20 protein-coding genes and 1 pseudogene are annotated in these 17790 nt (G+C 51.1%); 15 read left to right on the forward strand and 6 right to left on the reverse strand.

Annotated features, from left to right (window positions below):
* Positions 1–7 precede the first annotated feature (7 nt).
* Positions 8–853 carry a ModD protein gene (gene modD / locus DQM29_RS08670; protein WP_111740313.1) on the forward strand — a complete coding sequence of 282 codons (846 nt, stop codon included), beginning with the start codon at positions 8–10 and terminating at the stop codon, positions 851–853.
* A gap of 8 nt (positions 854–861) precedes the next feature.
* Here modD and mntP read toward each other — a convergent pair whose 3' ends face one another.
* Positions 862–1434 (reverse strand): manganese efflux pump MntP, encoded by a 573-nt coding sequence (gene mntP / locus DQM29_RS08675; RefSeq protein WP_111740314.1) that lies wholly within the window; start codon positions 1432–1434, stop codon positions 862–864.
* A gap of 516 nt (positions 1435–1950) precedes the next feature.
* Here mntP and DQM29_RS08680 point away from each other — a divergent pair.
* Genes DQM29_RS08680 through DQM29_RS08695 form a run of 4 tightly spaced genes read left to right on the forward strand, consistent with a single transcriptional unit; the run spans position 1951 to position 5522 of the window.
* Positions 1951–3021 (forward strand): ABC transporter substrate-binding protein, encoded by a 1071-nt coding sequence (locus DQM29_RS08680; RefSeq protein ID WP_111740315.1) that lies wholly within the window; start codon positions 1951–1953, stop codon positions 3019–3021.
* Positions 3008–4039 (forward strand): FecCD family ABC transporter permease, encoded by a 1032-nt coding sequence (locus tag DQM29_RS08685; protein WP_111740316.1) that lies wholly within the window; start codon positions 3008–3010, stop codon positions 4037–4039. Before DQM29_RS08680 ends, DQM29_RS08685 begins: the two co-directional genes overlap by 14 nt.
* A complete protein-coding gene (locus DQM29_RS08690; RefSeq protein WP_111740317.1) occupies positions 4036–4788 on the forward strand; it encodes an ABC transporter ATP-binding protein in 753 nt (250 codons plus the stop codon). Before DQM29_RS08685 ends, DQM29_RS08690 begins: the two co-directional genes overlap by 4 nt.
* A complete protein-coding gene (locus DQM29_RS08695) occupies positions 4785–5522 on the forward strand; it encodes a substrate-binding domain-containing protein (RefSeq protein WP_111740318.1) in 738 nt (245 codons plus the stop codon). Before DQM29_RS08690 ends, DQM29_RS08695 begins: the two co-directional genes overlap by 4 nt.
* A 45-nt stretch (positions 5523–5567) precedes the next feature.
* Here the strand turns inward: DQM29_RS08695 and DQM29_RS08700 are convergent, their stop codons facing one another.
* The 4 genes from DQM29_RS08700 to DQM29_RS08715 form a co-directional block, all read right to left on the reverse strand.
* Positions 5568–5792: an ACT domain-containing protein gene (locus DQM29_RS08700; protein ID WP_422385822.1), complete on the reverse strand. Its 225-nt coding sequence runs from the start codon at positions 5790–5792 to the stop codon at positions 5568–5570.
* A 62-nt stretch (positions 5793–5854) separates the two neighbouring features.
* Positions 5855–7561 (reverse strand): acetolactate synthase large subunit, encoded by a 1707-nt coding sequence (gene ilvB / locus DQM29_RS08705; RefSeq protein WP_111740320.1) that lies wholly within the window; start codon positions 7559–7561, stop codon positions 5855–5857.
* Positions 7562–7672: 111 nt separating this feature from the next.
* Positions 7673–7768 carry an ilvB operon leader peptide IvbL gene (gene ivbL, locus DQM29_RS08710; protein ID WP_111740321.1) on the reverse strand — a complete coding sequence of 32 codons (96 nt, stop codon included), beginning with the start codon at positions 7766–7768 and terminating at the stop codon, positions 7673–7675.
* Positions 7769–7894: 126 nt separating this feature from the next.
* The gene (locus DQM29_RS08715) at positions 7895–8845 is read right to left on the reverse strand and encodes a helix-turn-helix transcriptional regulator (RefSeq protein WP_111740322.1); all 951 of its coding nucleotides are present in this window, start codon (positions 8843–8845) and stop codon (positions 7895–7897) included.
* Positions 8846–8960: 115 nt separating this feature from the next.
* Between DQM29_RS08715 and DQM29_RS08720 the strand changes: the two genes are divergently transcribed.
* The 6 genes from DQM29_RS08720 to DQM29_RS08745 all read left to right on the forward strand — a co-directional run bounded on the left by DQM29_RS08720 (position 8961) and on the right by DQM29_RS08745 (position 13391).
* The gene (locus tag DQM29_RS08720) at positions 8961–9395 is read left to right on the forward strand and encodes a pyridoxamine 5'-phosphate oxidase family protein (protein ID WP_111740323.1); all 435 of its coding nucleotides are present in this window, start codon (positions 8961–8963) and stop codon (positions 9393–9395) included.
* Between the two features lie 143 nt (positions 9396–9538).
* A complete protein-coding gene (locus tag DQM29_RS08725; protein ID WP_111740324.1) occupies positions 9539–10978 on the forward strand; it encodes a Na+/H+ antiporter NhaC family protein in 1440 nt (479 codons plus the stop codon).
* Positions 10971–11324 (forward strand): TIGR04076 family protein, encoded by a 354-nt coding sequence (locus DQM29_RS08730; protein ID WP_111740325.1) that lies wholly within the window; start codon positions 10971–10973, stop codon positions 11322–11324. The genes DQM29_RS08725 and DQM29_RS08730 overlap by 8 nt, the downstream gene beginning before the upstream one ends.
* A gap of 19 nt (positions 11325–11343) precedes the next feature.
* A complete protein-coding gene (locus DQM29_RS08735) occupies positions 11344–12393 on the forward strand; it encodes an aldo/keto reductase (protein WP_111740326.1) in 1050 nt (349 codons plus the stop codon).
* Between the two features lie 129 nt (positions 12394–12522).
* Complete coding sequence (locus DQM29_RS08740) at positions 12523–12963, forward strand: GNAT family N-acetyltransferase (protein ID WP_111740327.1); 441 nt, start codon at positions 12523–12525, stop codon at positions 12961–12963.
* Positions 12964–13043: 80 nt separating this feature from the next.
* Entirely contained in the window at positions 13044–13391 is a 348-nt protein-coding gene (locus DQM29_RS08745; RefSeq protein WP_111740328.1) for a hypothetical protein, read from the forward strand.
* A gap of 70 nt (positions 13392–13461) precedes the next feature.
* Here DQM29_RS08745 and DQM29_RS08750 read toward each other — a convergent pair whose 3' ends face one another.
* A complete protein-coding gene (locus DQM29_RS08750) occupies positions 13462–14469 on the reverse strand; it encodes a purine-nucleoside phosphorylase (protein ID WP_111740329.1) in 1008 nt (335 codons plus the stop codon).
* A gap of 169 nt (positions 14470–14638) precedes the next feature.
* On the opposite strand from DQM29_RS08750, the gene DQM29_RS08755 reads away from it, so the two are divergent.
* The 4 genes and pseudogenes from DQM29_RS08755 to DQM29_RS18720 all read left to right on the forward strand — a co-directional run.
* Positions 14639–15067, forward strand: a complete 429-nt coding sequence (locus tag DQM29_RS08755) for a universal stress protein (RefSeq protein WP_111740330.1) — start codon at positions 14639–14641, stop codon at positions 15065–15067.
* 189 nt (positions 15068–15256) lie between these two features.
* The gene (locus DQM29_RS08760) at positions 15257–16516 is read left to right on the forward strand and encodes a putative DNA modification/repair radical SAM protein (RefSeq protein ID WP_111740331.1); all 1260 of its coding nucleotides are present in this window, start codon (positions 15257–15259) and stop codon (positions 16514–16516) included.
* Between the two features lies 1 nt (position 16517).
* Positions 16518–17297, forward strand: a complete 780-nt coding sequence (locus DQM29_RS08765; protein WP_111740332.1) for a TIGR03915 family putative DNA repair protein — start codon at positions 16518–16520, stop codon at positions 17295–17297.
* 323 nt (positions 17298–17620) lie between these two features.
* Positions 17621–17695 (forward strand): annotated as a pseudogene (locus DQM29_RS18720) (hypothetical protein); the annotation flags it as partial.
* Positions 17696–17790 lie beyond the last annotated feature (95 nt).

The raw sequence follows: 17790 nt of genomic DNA on the forward strand, positions 1-17790 counted from the left end.
ATCGATCATGTTTTATATTTCCGATGACTTTATTGACCGACTGCTGCTCGACGATATTCAGCAGGGGGATCTGACCACTCGCGCACTGGGCATCGGTCAACGCAGCGGTGAAATGCGATTTATGCGTCGACAGTCAGGGCGCGTCAGCGGCGTGAGCGTTGCTGCACGCATGCTGATAAAGCTTGGCCTGAACGTAGACATTCACGTTTCAGACGGCCAAGATGCCGTAGGCGGTGATGTTCTATTAACGGCGACAGGGCGAGCCGATGCGCTGCACCAAGGATGGAAAGCGGTACAAAACGTTTTGGAATGGTGCTGTGGTGTGTCGCAGTATATGGCGGAAATGACTCAGACAGCAGAGCGGGTGAATCCGTCTGTGCGCATTGCCTGTACCCGCAAAAGTATCCCCGCCACTAAGGCGCTGGCTATTCCCGCTGTGATTGACGGTGGAGGTATTATTCACCGCGGCGGCACGGCTGAAACCATACTGCTTTTTGCCAATCATCGCCGCTTTTTTGCTGACCCTGACGACTGGATCACCATGATCTCACGCTTAAGGATGGAAGCACCGGAGAAGAAAATTATCGTAGAGGCCGATACTGTGGAAGAGGCGCTGGCCGCTCTACAAGGGCAGCCGGATGTTCTACAGCTAGACAAATTTTCCCTGTCGGAAATCCGTCGGCTGAGGGCGACTGTAGAAGAAAGGGCGTCAAACTGCCTGCTGTCTATCGCTGGGGGCATTCATCGCGATAACGTATCGGACTACGCGGCAACGGGCGTAAGCCTTATCGTGACGTCATCTCCGTACTATGCAGAGCCTGCGGATATCAAAGTGGTGCTTCAGCCAGCCTAATTGCGACGTTAGACGGCAACGGCACCCAGATGTTCATACAGAATATTGACGCCGATGCCTATCAGCACCAGACCGCCCAGAATTTCGGCGCGTTTGCCCAGCAGCGGGCCGATAAATCTCCCCAGCATCATGCCAAGCGTCGCCATGATCATGGTGGCCAAACCAATGGCCATCGCGGTGTGAAGAATATTGACCTGAAGCAGAGCCAGACCAACCCCCACTGCCATGGCGTCAAGGCTGGTCGCGACGGCGGTGGCGGCTAAAATCCAGAACGAGTGGCGACGAATCTTTGGTACTTCAATTTCTGGTGTCTTAAAACCTTCGATAACCATCCGCCCGCCTAAGATAACCAGTAGGGCAAAGGCGACCCAGTGGTCCCATTCGGTGATGTATTGACCGGCAAACAGCCCGAGCCCCCAGCCGATAAGTGGCGTGATGGCTTCTATCGAACCAAAAATTAATCCAGTCCGAAAGGCTTCTCTAAAGCGGGGTTTATGTAAGATCGCGCCTTTACCGACAGAGGCGGCAAAGGCATCCATTGACATGCCAAAAGCAAGGATCAGTGTTGCAGAAAGATTCATTATTATTTTTCTCTGGCTGGGGAAATAGCAATACTGAATGCCGCCCAACCTCACTGTGCATTCAGTACGCTAATGGTCTCGCCTGCCCCCCACACAGAGTGTACAAGAAGGGCTGTCTATACCACGCCAAACGTGCAGCGAGTATGTTGATATAGACGCAAATGCCAAAGGACAAAAGCCGGCTACTCCCCAATAACAGGCGCATTTTAACATTTGACAACTCCGTCTGATATTAAGAAACGCCTATCAATTATTTTTGTCAGTAAACGAGAATTATTATCAATTGTAATTGTGGATTTTATTATGAAAGGATAGCGGAAGAAGGCGTGGTTCAAGGCAAAACAAACAGTTATTGCGATGGATTAGAACATCATTTTTTTTGCTATAAACCAAAGCGAGATTTGACGAGAAATGTGTTTTAAATATCGAAATATAGAAATTTATATAGCGATTGTTTATAGTCACTGCGCTCCTACACATACGGATTCTGAGAGCGACTTTCTGAGGTGAGACATAATGATAACTCTACAAAAAACGATCAAAGGTATTAGCGCTGTTGCGCTACTGATTGGCTGTATATCCACCGTTCAGGCTGAAAGAGCCATCACGGATCAGTTGGGGAGAAGCGTGACTATCCCTGACGAGGTCAATCGTGCGGTGGTGCTTCAGCACCAAACCCTCAATCTGCTGGTTCAGCTTGATGCTAAACAGAACGTCGTCGGCATTCTTTCCAGCTGGAAAAAACAGCTTGGCGCTAACTACGTCAGGCTGGCACCTGAACTTGAAACACTGCCGATGCCCGGAGACCTGACTCAGGTGAATATTGAAAGCCTGCTGGCTTTGAAGCCTCAGGTCGTGTTTGTTGCCAACTACGCTCCGGCGGACATGATTTCACAAATTGAAAAAGCGGGCATTCCGGTTATCGCCATTTCACTGAGAGAAGATAAGAAAGGCGAAGAGGGAAAAGTGAATCCCTCTATGGATGATGAAGAGCAGGCTTACAACAGCGGCCTGAAGCAGGGCATTCGACTGATTGGCGAGGTAGTGAACCGCAAGGAGCAGGCTGAAGCGCTTATTGACTATACGTTTAAACAGCGTGACATTGTCACTCAGCGCCTGTCTGCAATACCCGCCGATAAGCGTATTCGCGTTTATATGGCTAACCCAGACCTGTCGACCTACGGCTCGGGGAAATATACCGGCCTGATGATGGCGCATGCGGGTGCACAGAACGTAGCGGCGGCAACCATAAAAGGCTTTAAGCAGGTTTCAATGGAACAGGTGCTGCAGTGGGATCCCAGCGTGATTTTTGTTCAGGATCGCTACCCTAAAGTGGTTGAGCAGATCGTCAGCGATCCGTCGTGGAAAGTTGTCGATGCGGTTAAACATGGGCGAGTCTACCTAATGCCTGAATATGCTAAAGCTTGGGGATACCCTATGCCTGAAGCGATGGCTATCGGTGAGCTCTGGATGGCGAAGAAGCTGTATCCCGATCTTTTCAGCGATATCGATATGCAAAAAGCGGCGGATGACTACTATCAGCGTTTCTACAAAATGCCCTACGTTGACGTGAATGAAGCCAAATAGCGTCATCAGAGGAGCTTACCCGCGGCGCACTATCGCGCTGCTGGTTCTGGCAACGCTGGCGGTCGGCGTGTTTTCTCTCGGGCTGGGACAGTATCACCTCTCGTTGGGGAACATTCTGACGATTCTGAAAACGCCGTTTTATACCGACGGTGCACCGTTTAGCGCCACAGAGCACCATATTGTCTGGACAGTCCGCCTGCCGCGAGTACTGATGGCGTTCTGCGCAGGAAGCGCGCTGGCGTTAAGCGGTGCCGCGCTTCAGGGGGTGTTTCACAATCCGCTGGTTGACCCGCATATTATCGGCGTAACCTCGGGGGCAGCGTTTGGCGGGGCGCTGGCTATCTTGCTGGGTTTTTCCCCTTGGCTGCTGACAGCATCAACCTTTTCCTTTGGCTTACTGGCACTGCTGTTGGTGTATACCGTGGCCTATTTTATGGGGCAGGGAAACCGAATGGTGCTGGTTCTGGCCGGCGTGATACTGAGCGGTTTTTTCAGCGCGCTGGTAAGCCTTATTCAATACATGGCCGATACAGAAGAGACCTTACCCAGCATTGTTTTCTGGCTACTGGGTAGCTTTGCTACCGCTAGCTGGCCTAAGCTGCTGATTGTTTCTTCTGTCTTGCTGATTGCCGGCAGCCTATTACTGCGGCTGCGTTGGCGTATCAATCTGCTTTCATTGGGGGAACGTCAGGCGCAAACGCTGAGCGTTTCCGTGGTCGGCACTCGCTGGTTGATTCTGGTGCTGTGTGCGCTGGTCGTGGCGGCTCAAGTGTCAGTGAGCGGCAGTATCGGTTGGATTGGACTGGTTATTCCACATTTGGCTCGCTTTTTAGTGGGGACCGATCATCGTTATTTGCTGCCTGCCTCTTTGCTTCTCGGCGGTGCCTTTATGATTGCCGTTGACGATATTGCCCGCACGTTGACGTCCGCAGAAATTCCTATTGGCATTATTACTGCGCTGCTGGGAGCTCCAGTGTTCGCACTGCTGTTGTTTAAAAACGCTCGGCGGCCGCTATGACGACCTTTTCTTTACGCGCAGAGGCGCTGGAATACGGCTATCGCCAGCCGCTGTACCAGCCTATCGACTTTTGCTGTAAGGCGGGAGAAACCGTTGCGGTATTGGGCGCCAACGGGCGAGGAAAAACTACGCTGCTGCACACTCTTATCGGTACACAACCAAAACTGGGCGGACGAGTCGTTTGCCCTGAGTCGATAGGCTTTGTTCCCCAGTCATTTTCTTCCCCTGACTATTCGGTGTTTGACAGCGTGCTGATGGGGCGGGCACCCTGCGTGGGGGCGTTTAGCGTTCCCAGCCGTGAAGATGAGGCTATTGCGTTTGATGCTCTGCGTGCCATGGGGCTGGAGTCGCTGGCGGAAAGAAATATCAATACGCTCTCCGGCGGACAGCGACAGCTGGTGTTGATTGCACGAGCGCTTGCCATGCAGTGCCGCATACTGATACTGGATGAACCCACCGCCGCGCTGGATATTTACAACCAGTTTCGTGTGCTTTCGCTGATCCGCCAGCTGGCGCGCGAACAGGGCATCAGCATCCTTTTTTCTACTCACGACCCTTATCACGCACTGCGAGTGGCGGACAGCGTGCTGCTATTGCTTCCCGAACAGCGCTGGCTGTTTGGCAAGCGAGATGAGGTTCTGACAGAAGGTAACTTAATGGCGGCCTACGGCATTCCTATTCGTCAGGTTCAGATTGAACATCATCAGGCGCTAGTGCCGCTGTTTAATTTAGAAGAGGTAAAGTCATGATAAAAACGCAACCGCCGTTACGCATTTTTGCCGCCGGTAGCCTTCGCCGCGCGTTTGTGCCATGGCTTGAATCCTACCGTCAGCGGACGGGAACTGACGTTATTGTTGACTTTGGCCCTGCTGGGCTGCTGCGCCAGCGCATTGAACAGGGGGAAAAAGTCGATCTCTTTGCCTCGGCTAATACACAGCATCCTGTCGCGCTGTCTCAACAGCAGGCGGTTGCCGAACTTCGACTTTTCGCTGCCAATCGCTTATGCCTGACTGCACGGCGCGAACGGGTTGCGGAGTATGATAGCTGGCTGGATATTTTGCGTGCCCCTGAACTAGCGCTTGCTACGTCAACGCCCGGCAGCGATCCCGGTGGCGACTATGCACAGCAGCTGTTCGATTACGTCGAGCGGTTTCATCCCGGCGAAGGACAGCGCATAAGAGAAAAGGCAAGGCACCTGGTTGGAGGCAGGCAAAGCGTTATTGTTCCCAGCGGCCAAATTGCCGCAGGATGGCTGATATTACAGGGAATGACGGATCTGTTTATCGGCTATCAAAGCAACAGTCAGCCCCTGCGTGAAGATACTCGGCTACAGCTGTTTGATATTCCTGAGCCTTATAACGTCAGAGCCGACTATATGCTGGCAAGATTTAGCCAAAGCGCATGCGAACTGGTTAACGAGCTGTGTTCAGAGGTAGGGCAGAGCTACTTGAGGCAGCAGGGCTTTCTTCCCCCGTCTGCCTAAATCACGGCTTTCCGGCCCGCCTCGGGCCGGAAAGTGTGAAACCCCTTACTGCATAAAGCGGCTCATTTCCTCGAAAATCTCCAGATTCTCGCTGTAGTTGACCTCCTGCACGTCTTCCAGCTTTTCAACCTGACTGACCATCTGGGAAAGGCGCAGGTCTTTTTCCACTAACAGCCAAATACGACTTTGGTTGCTGTCTTTAATTGGCATACAGAGGATGCCCTCAACGTTAAACGCCCGGCGGGCGAAAAGCCCACAAATGTGTGACATAACGCCAGGGTGGTTGCGCACGATGAGTTCCAGAGCAATAGAGTGATGTATATGTGACACGATCAGGCTCCAATCATTTCAATATTCGCCGCGCCGGGCGGCACCATCGGATAAACTTTTTCGTTAATATCGATTAACGCGTGGATCAGGCAAGGGCCTGGGCGACGAATGGCCTCCGCCAGCGCGGCCTTAGGATCGGACTCAGCGTTAAGATCGCAGGTGTCCAGACCAAATCCGGCCGCGATTTTCACAAAGTCAGTCATATAGGGGTAGGCCGCAGCAAAAATGCGCTCCTGATAGAACAGCGTCTGCTGCTGGTGAACCAGCCCCAGAGCCTGGTTGTTCATCAGAATGATTTTGACATCCAGTCGGTGCTCAACGGCAGTAGCCAGTTCCTGAATGTTCATCATTAGGCTACCGTCACCGGAAAAGCACAGCACCTTACGGGAAGGCTCAGCCAGCGCAGCACCGATCGCCGCAGGCAGGCCAAAGCCCATGGTGCCTAACCCGCCAGACGTCAGCCACTGGCGCGGGCGACGCAAAGGATAGGCTTGAGCTACCCACATCTGGTGTTGACCAACGTCCGTGGTGATTATGGCGTTCTCATCAACAGCCTCGGCCACCGCTTTAATCAAGCCATAGTGGCTTAGCGGGTTGTCGATATCGTTTATAGCTGATGGATAGTCTGACTTTATCTGGGCAACCTCTGCCAGCCACTCAGTGCGGGGCTTGTCCTCAATGAGTGGCAGCAGCTGATTCAGCACTTGCCCAACGTCGGCCTGAATGGCGATCTGTGGGCGGCGAATCTTGCCGATTTCAGCCCTGTCGATATCCACGTGGATAATCTGCGCATTGGGGCAAAACTGTTCGGCCTTACCAATCGCACGGTCGTCAAAGCGGGCTCCCATAACGATAAGCAGGTCGGCCTGCTGCAAAACCATATTGGTGCTGCGGGCGGCGTGCATCCCTAACATCCCCAAACACAGCGGATGCTCGACCGGCACAGTGCCTAACGCCATCAGGGTCATGGTGGTTGGAAGATTTGCTCGTTCTGCCAGAGACTGCGCGGCGCGCTGAGCCTGAGCGCAAACAATGCCACCGCCTAAATAGAGCACCGGTCGCTTGGCCTGATTGATGGCCGCCGCGGCATCCATAACCGCATGAGCGTCAAACGGCGGCGGGGCGTCTGGGCGGGCGATAGGGGGCAGCTCGTCCAGTTCGATCGTTGCTGTCTGTATGTCTTTGGGAACGTCAATCCACACCGGCCCCGGGCGACCTGACTCAGCCAGGCGAAACGCATCGCAAATGACTTGAGGCAGCTCGCTGATGTGGCGCACCAGATAGTTATGTTTAGTGATGGGAATAGACATACCGTAGGTGTCGACTTCCTGAAAGGCATCAGTACCAATCATGGAGGAAGAAACCTGACCGGTAATACACACCATTGGTATTGAGTCCAGCTTGGCGTCGGCAATGGCGGTCACTAGGTTGGTGGCGCCGGGGCCGCTTGAGGCGATGCACACGGCGGCTTTACCGTCAGTTCGCGCCATGCCTTGAGCGATGAATCCAGCCCCCTGTTCGTGACGGGCTAAAATGTGCCGGATAACGTTGCTTTGCCCCAGTGCGTCATACAGCGGAAGGGCTGCACCGCCGGGAATGCCCGCTACGATCTTGATGCCTTGGCGTTCAAGTAGGTGAACGATCAGCTCCGCCCCGGTAAAGCGCGTTTTAGGATGCGGCTGTTGATGCGGCTTGCCCGATTCGACCATCTTTTCTTATCCTTCTTGTCTGGGCCGGCGTTTTCGGGCGGGGCTAGAAAGGAGAAACCCCGCTCGGTTTGCGCCGGCGGGGTTTCGAAATCTTGCGTTGATTCGGACCCGTTACGGCGCACTGCCGACGACCACCACCACACGCACGACGACCACCGCGGCAGGTTGCGCGGTAAGGAGGAGCGTCGAAGCGAAGGGTTTAGTCATTACGGGATTACCTTGTCTAATGCGTTAGTTAAATAAAGCGAACGCTTTAATAAAAGCACAGGCTTGTGAAAGGCTCAACGGGTTTATGCAAAAAATACGATGGCATAATAAAAAATGAGAGATTCATCACTTTTCAGTGGGAACACCTTCAGCATAGCGTGAATAGAGCGCCTGTATGTGTTGGAACAGCGTTTGACGAACGCTTTCTGGCCCAACGCAGTCGCATCCTGTACCAAAGCTTAACAGCAGCCGATAGCCTTTTTCATCCGGTACGAACGGCATCACCACGTGCAGACGACCATCTTCTGTCGGCGTGATGTTCTGTTCCGGGCAGTACTCACTCAGTAATTCACGCAGTGACTTATCGGCTATCAGCTCGATATCAATCAGCCTTGGGTCAATCCACGCGCTGCACGACATCGAGGTCGGGTGAAACGGCCTTGGCACAAAGGCTTCTGCCTGAATGTTCATGGACGCAATTCTGCTTAGCTTAAACGTACGAAAGTCCTGACGCTGTAGGCAGTAGGCGCGCAGGTACCAGCGCTGTTCTTTTAGCAGCAGCTGATACGGCTCAATGCGGCGAACGCTCTGAACGCCTTCGCCGTCCTCATAGTGAATGTCTATCATGAGCTGCTTTTCCAAGGCGTCGCGCAGAGCGTTAAGGTCAATACGGTGAGCGGGGTAGCCCGTCCACGATGTGAGGTCTATGGCTATCTGGCCGCTTTTAAACGCCACTTCATCGGCGCGCTGAGGTGGGATTAGGCTAGTCACCTTTGCGCGAGCGGCGCTGAGCTCAGAGGGAGAAAGCGCAGGGGACAGGGCGTCCAATCCAATGAGCAAAGTGGATATTTCCGTAGAGGAAAACAGACGCTTATCCACCTTGAAACGCTCTACAACGGCAATTCCGCCCTGTGGCCCCGGTGAAGAAATAATGGGAATGCCCGCCTGTGACAGCGTGTCTACATCGCGATAAATCGTGCGAACGGAAACCTCAAACATCTCAGCCAGCGCAGCTGCGCTAGTTTTCTCTTTTGCCAGTAACACCATCAGGATGGAAACAAGCCGGTCTATTTTCATCAGGCTCTCTTAAATGTTGACACACAGATGTCAGGATTAGCATGCCATAGTTCAGGGAAAGCATCGATGCTTTTGTTTGCTCTCATAAAATCATCCCACAGCATGGAGACGTAAGATGAACGACTGGCACGACTTTCACCGCCTGATGGCTACACAAAGCGAAATTGCGCTGGCGACCAGCCGCAGCGATACCCCCAACGTCAGGATCGTCAATTTTTGCTATTTACCGGAAAATCCCGGTGTGCTGTGGTTTGCCACGTTTAAAGACAATACCAAAGTGGCAGAATTCGAAGCTAACAGCCGAGTTGCCTTCACGACGGTTCCCTATGGCAGCACAGAACACGTTCGCGCCTCGCGGGCGGAAGTTCGGAAAAGCGCGCTGTCGTTAAGTGAAATGCAGGATGCGTTTATCGAAAAAATACCTTCCTATCGCGATATTATTGCCGTGGCGGGTGATGAGCTGGTGTTGTATGAAATCCACTTCTCTCAGGCCGATGTGATATTGGATGCGCAAAGAATGGGGAAGGTTGAATGGACGGACACTCAATAAAGGTTTAATAGTCGATCTGTTGCGACTCTATTGTGACAATGTCACCTAAAATTTCTCAGTGGCCAATCATTGTAATAGTGTACTAGTTCAGTTAATGTGATGAGACGACGTTATCTTTTATCGTAAGGTATAGGGAGTCACCTTTGTCCTCATCCAAAATTGAATTTCGCGGCGGCCCAGCAATGGTTCTGGTTCCCGCCGTGGTATTCCTCATCGTTGCGGTTTACCTGTTTATCTTCCAGAAAGCATTCGACATGAACGGCCTCGCTATGGGCGGTTTTCTGGGCGTTATCGCCGGATCGTTTTTGGCGAAAAACAGCGTCAACTACTGGAACGGCGCAATTGCCGGTATTGCTGCGCCGCTGACTGGCGTTCTGGTTTGTATTCTGGTGCTGGCGGGTATCTTTTCGTCAATGATGAAAGTGGGCGGCATTGCCGGAGGTTTTGTTTGGCTGGGCGTAGAAACCGGGATCTCCGGCGCGCTGTTTTGCACCTTTACCTTTATCGCTACAGCGATTATCGCTACGGCAACCGGCACGTCTATTGGTACGATTTTTGCCGCTGTTCCGGTGTTCTTTGCCGCAGGCGTTCAGCTTGGCGGCGACCCGGCCATGCTGGCGGGCGCCATCCTCAGCGGGGCTATCTTCGGCGACAATCTGGCGCCGGTCTCTGACGTAACGGTGATTTCAGCCAGTACGCAAACATACCGCGACGGTGAAACTGCTGAGGTGGGCGGTGTGGTGCTCTCTCGAAGTCCTTACGCTATTTTGGCTGGCCTGCTAACTATTCCGTTCTACCTGCTGTTCGGTCAGGGGGAAGAGGTCAATATGGCGCTGACGGAAACAGCGTCAGCCAGCGGCCTAAGCATGCTTATTCCGGTGATTATTTTGGTGGCAGTAGCTGTCTATACTCGCAACATTTTCTCAGCGCTGATCGTTGGCGTCATTTCAGGATTGATTATTGGTCTGCTGATGGGGCGACTGGATATGTCCCAGATACTGTCCGTGAAAGACGGGCAGTTGGACGGCATTCTCTACAATGGTGTTAGCAGTATGGCGGGAACCATCATGCTGTGCCTGTCCCTGTTTGCCGTTATCGGCATTTTGGAAAAAAGCGGCGCTATCGACGCCATGACGCAAAGACTAACCCGCGGCAACCAAACCATGAGTGCTGCGCGGGCAGAAGGCATTTTGGCTGCCGGAGCGTTTTTATGTTCCACCGTGTTTGCTGGGGTGACCAGCGCCGCACTTATCCTGTTTGGCCCAATCGGTGATAAGGTAGGCAAGAGCGCAGGGCTACATCCGTATCGCCGCTCTCACATTATGAGCGCCATGGCTAACAGCATTCCGGTCGTTTTACCGTTCAGCGCTTTTGTCTTTGTGGTGATGATTGCGGTGAAAAGTCAGTCATCCGGTGATGTGATTACGCCGTTTACTCTGCTAACCAGCGCGTTTTACCCTTGGGCACTGTTTATCGTTTTCAGCGGCAGCATCATTACTGGCCTGGGGCGTCGATTTGAAGGCAACAGTCGTGATGCATTAAAAACGCCTCTGGAAAGAAGGGAGAATACAAAACATGAATAATGATGAATTTGAACTGTACGATCTTCACGTCGAAGTCGTTCCTGACGGAGACAAACCCTATGTATGTTCACACCATACAGGGCAGGGATTTGACGTCGTAGGTGAAAACCTGATTTTCCCAGCAGGAGGACGTTTCTCCCTGTATGCCATGGGCGCACTGTTGCCGCTGCTGCCCGCCAAGCAGAGAATGACCCACGCGCACGACTGGATGACGACCGACGCGCTGATAGCCTGTCCCGATCCGTACTGCGGCGCACGCTTTAAGATAGTACGGACAGGCCTGAGAACGTTTAGGCACGGCGAGTGTACCGTTGTTCCACTTAGCGAAGAAACAACTTCAAAATAGGCATTACGGATAAAGCATTATGGAAAACACCACCCGAATTAATCTGACACCCGACTATCAAACCTGCCGAATCATCAACGGCGGCTGGCAGCTGTCTGAAGGACACAAACTACAGGGGCAGCACGACTTCACCTCAGTGCTGAAAGCCTTTCACCAGCTCGCGGAACGCGGCTTTACGACGTTTGACTGTGCCGATATCTATACTGGCGTGGAAGAGCTTATTGGCCAGTTTATTCTGGAAAGACGGGCAAGCTCAGGGAAAGACGACGTTCAGGTTCACACCAAGTTTGTGCCGGATCTGTCAGCTCTGTCTGAGGTTGACTACCACTATGTGGAGCGCATCATCGCTCGCAGCCTGAAGCGCCTGAATAAAGAGCAGTTAGATCTGGTGCAGTTTCACTGGTGGGATTATCAAATCCCCGGCTGTCTGGATATCGCAGGGCATCTGGTTCGCCTGAAAGAAAAGGGCATGATTAAGAATTTGGGTACCACCAATTTTGACACCGCTCACCTACAGCAGCTGGTTGATGCGGGCTACCCGCTGGTGAGTAACCAAACGCAGTATTCCGTACTCGACCGCCGCCCTGAGCGAGAAATGGTGGAGTTCTGCCAGCGCAATGGTGTGAAGCTTCTGTGCTACGGTTCTTTGGCGGGGGGATTCCTGTCCGAATCCTGGCTGGGCAAGCCAGCGCCTCAGTCGCTGGAAAATCGCTCTTTAGTTAAGTATCGGCTGATTATTGACGACTCCGTCGGCTGGGACGGCTATCAGCAGTTGCTATGCCTGATGAAAGAGATTGGCGATCGCATCGGCTGCTCACTGTCAAACGTGGCGGTAATGTATGTGCTTAACAAACCCGCTGTAGGTGCTGCGATTGTCGGTACGCGCAGCGAGCGCCACATCGCCTCCAACGAGAAAGTCTTTAGCTCTCGGCTGTCTTCAGAAGATATTCAGCGCATTGATGATTTCCTGAACAGGCACAGCATCCCTGACGGAGAGCCGTTTGGGCTGGAGCGTGAAGAGGGCAATAAGCACCGCAATATCATGAAAATGAACCTGAACGACGAATAGGCGTTCAAGTAAAACGGCGAATAAAATCGCATGAAAGGTGTGCTCAGAGCGCGCGTTTAGCGCTATGCTTTTAACTTCAGGGGCAGAGCTAAGGCTCTGCCGCCGTGAACGAAAGCAACGGGAGCATTCATGAACGTAATACTCGTGAAGACCGAGCCGGATGACGTATGGCTTGCTGAATCCCTCAGTCAATACAATACGGCTGTCTACTACGCCAAATACGGCCTAAGCTGGAAAACCCATCTGTTCACCACCAACTGGGAAATGCGAGAGAACTACCGCATTCTCTACAACGACAACCGTGTCGGCTTCTTGACGCTAGAGTCTGAGCCCGAATCTGATGAGCTGTACATCCACGATGTGCAGTTGGAAAAAAACTACCAGAGGCAGGGCATCGGCGCTCAGGTCTTGGCATTAATAGAGCAGCTGGCTCGCCAGAGGGATATGCGACACCTGAGGCTAAGCGTCTTTATCGACAGCCCGGCACAGGCGCTGTACTGCGGCAGGGGTTTTGTTGTCGTAAGCCAGAACGAAAGTAGGGTGAATTTACACAAGCGGCTAGAAAAGTAGTCGATATTTTTAACAACAAAACGGTGGGCTAAACACTCACCGTTTGAAATTAAAATGTCAGATTCAAATAGTGATGTCTCATGATAAAAGCCGAGTTTGGAATAATTGATAAGCTTGATACAACTAAAGACTTCAGTGTCTATGAACCAGAAAAATATCACTGCGTTTATATTGACGATGATGTATACATCGATGACTGGTGGGATTCCCTTACCTCGATGCAAACGTATTTTCATTCAATCAGCCGCCCCAGTTATGGCCTCGCGCGCTGGGGTGTGACCCTGATTCCACCAGACTCGTTAATTCAATTCCAGCACATTGTATTATCTGACAGTCGACTGCATCAGGATCCCAGACTTGTGGCCTTAGTGGAGGTCATACAAAAAGCAATTGATGAACACAAGTACATGATACATTTCGGTGCCTAGGGCGCATGTATTTATCTATTGTTATCTTGCTTTCGTCAGTTTGGGGCCGCGCAAGCAGCCCCAAGTCTTTTTACTTCAGCGGCGGTACGCCGTTCTGCCAGGTATCCCAGTGGGCAACGATGTAGTCCGTCATTTCGCCACCTACTTTAGCGATGTTTTCTACCGTTTCTTTAAAGCCCCCCGCCGTTTGGCCCGGAGCCGGATCCAAGTGCTCCAGTGTGGTTTCTTTCGGATTACCCTGATCGAAGTTGACCGCGCCGCGCAGGCTTAAGATCCGCTGTGTGGAGCCTTCCGTTTTAGCGATGACCTGCGTAATGGCGGCAATTTCCATTTCCGTCATCAAATAGTCATCTGCACCGTACAGCTTGGCAATATACTGCGCCTCTTTCGACATTCCCGGACCGTGAAAGAAGGTATCTCCCGTCATGTGGGTGCCCGTCAGCACTTTGGGTGCGCGGCGCGCGTTGGCATCCGGATAGCGTTGACGATACTTCTGAGCACCTTCAGAGTCCTCTAGTTTAGTGTTGCCTGTCACTTTCATAGCCCAAGAGACCAGAATCGGATTGAACTGATAGCGGCGAATATTTTCATACCCTTTACGCGGCATAAAGGTCTGACCGTCGTGAAGGCCTTCTTCGGGAGCCCAGCGGTGGCCCAGATCGTAGTCTACCGCCCAGGAAGCCCAGCTAACGTCGCCAATCGTTCCACGAGAAGGCGGGGTACCGGCTACGCCGCTGATGATGTAGTAGGCTTTGGACATATCCAACTGCGGATTAAGCAAAATCGCCTGCATCGAAGAGGACGAAGCGACTTTCCCCATGCCCAGTACCGAGCCGCATACGCCGTCATCGTTACAGAAAACCGGAGAGGCTGCACCTTTAACGGTAATTGGTTTGCTGTCCTTAAAGTACTTTTCGTACCAGTTTTGGAATTCGCCAGCTTTGTCGCCCGTATTTTGGCCAATTTCAAACATTGCGCCGATAAAGACTTTGACGTTAATCGGCGCTTCGTTCGCTAAAGCCTGCCCTGAGGCGAGAAGAGGGAGAAAAACCAGCGTGCTGACACTTTTCTTAAACATCGTTTAGTTTCCCGTTGTTGGCTAGGTAATCGTTTGCGTCATTTTCTCTGTTTGCGAATAAAAACACCAGATGCTCATCTAATAAAGTTGGATGCAACTCACGGCATAAAGCTGGTCAAGAATTATACTAAAAGGAGAACAACCCCAATGACAAACCGAGGAGGCCATGATGTACACATCCATCTTAGTCCCTTTAGACGTCATGGAAGACGAGCTGTCCCACAATGCGTTAAAGCATGCCGTTGGCCTAGCCAAACTGACGGGAGCAACACTGCATCTGCTGCACGTGCTGCCTATTTCTACCACCATTATTAACGCCTATGAGCTTGGCTATCTTGATTTGAAAGACAAAGCTTCGACTATCGCCGAAGAGCGTTTAGCCCTTATGGCGAAAGAGATTGACCTGCCGAAAGACCGCGTATCCTATTCCATTGCGTTCGGCTCAACCAGAGACGAAATTGTCGAGGCCACTGACACCGTACAGGCGGATTTAATCGTAATAGGCTCTCACAGGCCTAACATTAAAACCCACCTGTTGGGTTCCAACGCTTCCGGCATTGTTCGCTACGCTAAAACGTCAGTGCTGGTAGTACGGTAGAGAATTTTGTCGAAAATACAGTAGCAACAAAGCGCCGAACGAGCTGTCTTCTTCGGCGCTTTTTTCATTCCCTTGTCTATTTTTGCCATAATTATTGAATACTGTATTTATATACAGTATCGTTCTTTGTGTACGTTGAACTAAAAGAACGAAGTCTATTCTGAGCGTCACCAAATGTTGGGGGAATGAATGAAAGAACGCATGCTGCATAAGCTAAAAATCCTGGCCGAATCGGCAAAGTATGACGTGTCCTGCTCTTCAAGCGGTGTAGCGAGGAAGAATAACGGCTCAGGGTTAGGCAATGCCAGCGCGTGGGGCGTTTGCCACAGCTTTACTGAAGACGGGCGCTGCGTATCTTTATTAAAGGTTCTGATGACTAACGTTTGCCTTTACGACTGCGCCTACTGCATTAATAGACGGAGCAATGATATAGAAAGAGTGGCGTTTACTCCTGAAGAGCTGACCGAACTAACGCTAGCGTTCTACCGCCGCAACTATATCGACGGCCTGTTTTTAAGCTCTGGCGTGTTGAAAAGCCCTGACCACACAATGGAAAGAATGCTGCGCGTGGCGCAAAGCCTGCGTAACGTTCATGGTTTTCAGGGATACATTCATATGAAAGCCATTCCCGGCGCCAGCCAGTCACTGATTTATCAGGCCGGGCTGGTAGTCGACCGCTTAAGCATCAATTTGGAGATCCCTCTTGAGCAGGATCTTAAGCGTCTGGCGCCAGAGAAAGATCATCAAAGCGTTTATAAGCCAATGGGTTTTATCCAACAGGGCATATCGCAAAGTCTGGAAGATAGAAAAAAATTCCGTTCAGCCCCGCGATTTGCGCCAGCCGGGCAGAGCACTCAAATGATTGTTGGTGCGGCAGGTGACTGCGATCGGGATATTCTTCGTCTTTCTACCGCGCTCTACCAGCGCAGCGGCATGAAGCGGGTTTACTATTCCGGCTACATTCCTGTCAATGTCACGGATCCCCGCTTGCCTGTAACCGCAGTGAGAGAAAACACTCTAAAGCGGGAAAATCGCCTTTATCAGGCTGACTGGTTAATGCGTTTTTACCAATTCAGTGCAGAAGAAATCGTCGACTCAGGACAGCCCAATCTGGAGCTGGATATGGATCCCAAGCTCTCTTGGGCGCTTAGGCACCCGGAATTCTTCCCTATTGACGTTAACACCGCAGATTACGCGGTGCTTTTGCGCATTCCCGGCGTTGGCGTTAAGTCAGCCAAAATGATTGTCGCCGCCCGCCGGCACGGGCGGCTAACGATTAACGGCCTAAAAAAGATTGGCGTAGTGCTAAAGCGGGCGCAGTACTTTATTGTTAACAATGAGCTGCCTCGCTTTACAGTACAGGAAGCCAAGCCCGAGTACGTTAGGCGTGCGCTATCTGAACCCGTGAAGTCTACGTCGTCTTCACAGCAGCTGTCTTTGGGATTTTAAGATGAATGTCTTTAGCTACGATAAAACGTTCGATGGGCTTCTTAGCGTCGTTTTTGATGCCTATCGGCTAAAGATGTTTCCCGAAATGCTGTTGGGCGAAGGGGATATTGAACCCCTGTTTATGGTGAAAAAGCACGTGTCGGTAACCGACCTCTCCAAGTCAAATCGTGTCTGGGAGGCCTTGAAAAATAGGTTGTCCCATCGGGCGCTCAATCACGTCCTGTACGTATGGCAGTCGGAGCAAGAGGGATCTGATATCCTGATTTTTAACTATATTCGTAAAGTCATTGATTCACCAAAGCCGATAGAAACAGACTTTACCGATATTGTTGTTAGTAACATGATCAAGGTGGCTAGAAAAGTTGGTAATGATCGCATGCACCTCATCCAATTTGCCCGATTTCAGCAAACAAAAGAGGGGGTGTTTTTCGCTCTTGTTGCCCCAGACTTTAACGTGCTGCCAATGGCAATATCCCATTTTACCGATCGCTTCACGGACAGGCCGTGGGCAATATACGACATTCGTCGACAGTATGGTTTTTATTATGACTTGACCACATTGACAGAGATGTCTATTCCAAACGTTGATCAGGTTATTACACCACAGAGCAGGCTTAACACACGCCTTCTCCATGAAGATGAGCTTGCTCTACAAACGCTTTGGTACACCTATTTTAGCGCTATTTCTATTAAAGAGAGAACCAATCTTAAGCAGCAGGCGCGCTGTATGCCTAGACGGTTTTGGCACCTTCTGCCTGAAATGTACAGCGTGCATTCATAATAAAAGTTAGTACGAAAACTATATCCTTCATTATTATTAACGAGATGTTTTATTAGCAATTCGTTACTTTTCTCTATTTCTTGACGATAGATTACAAAAAGAAACTAAAACAAATGAAATTATTATATTCATTTAAAACAATGAGTTAATAACGGCGGTTTTATTAGAGGAAAAGTGCATTTCCTTTAATAATCAAAGGGAATAATAAAATAATGTTTAATCGTGTTTTTAAAAGTAACCTAGATTGATTTAAATGTGTTGTTAATGTATTTTTGTCCACCACAAATGGATAGAAGTATAGGGATGTGCAGATGAACAATCGGATGTTTAGGACTATTTATGATAAAAACAAGCGTCAATGGATCGTAACATCCGAACTGGCAAAGTGCCGTAACAAAAGCTCTCGCATCAAAAAACTCTGTTTGAGTGCGCTAACGCTGGCGCTCTTCAGCGCAGCTCCAGGTGTATCTGCCGCGCCTCCAACCTGTGATAC

The sequence above is a fragment of the Leminorella richardii genome (assembly GCF_900478135.1).
GTDB lineage: Bacteria > Pseudomonadota > Gammaproteobacteria > Enterobacterales > Enterobacteriaceae > Leminorella > Leminorella richardii.